Origin of the sequence: Vibrio sp. S234-5 (assembly GCF_000960595.1) — a bacterium.
In the GTDB taxonomy this organism is placed as follows: domain Bacteria; phylum Pseudomonadota; class Gammaproteobacteria; order Enterobacterales; family Vibrionaceae; genus Vibrio.
This window is the reverse complement of record NZ_JZAM01000422.1, coordinates 1-395: the sequence shown is the minus strand read 5'-3', so window position 1 is coordinate 395 and position 395 is coordinate 1. Positions and strand designations below refer to the sequence as shown.

At 49.1% G+C, this 395-nt stretch carries 1 protein-coding gene; it reads right to left on the bottom strand.

The window, feature by feature from the left end; all coding sequences use genetic code 11:
* On the bottom strand, positions 1–395 hold a 395-nt coding region (locus tag UF06_RS22655), incomplete at both ends, for a GTP-binding protein (RefSeq protein ID WP_045572490.1).

The following is a 395-nucleotide window of genomic DNA, read 5'->3' as shown; positions in this document are numbered from 1 at the left end:
TTCCTACGATAGCAACTTCCTCACCCCCTTTCAGGATACCGCGCTCGATACGGCCAGTTACTACTGTACCACGTCCTTGGATTGAGAATACGTCTTCGATTGGCATCAGGAACGGCATGACTACTGCACGCTCTGGCTCTGGGATGTAGTTGTCTAGCGCTTCTGCTAGTTCTACGATTTTCGCTTCCCACTGCTCGTCGCCGTTTAGTGCGCCTAGTGCAGAACCTTGGATAACTGGTAGGTCATCACCTGGGAAGTCGTACTCAGACAGAAGATCACGAACTTCCATTTCGACTAGCTCTCGAAGTTCTTCATCATCAACCATGTCACATTTGTTCATGAATACGATGATGTAAGGAATACCAACCTGAGGGCCTAGAAGGATGTGCTCACGA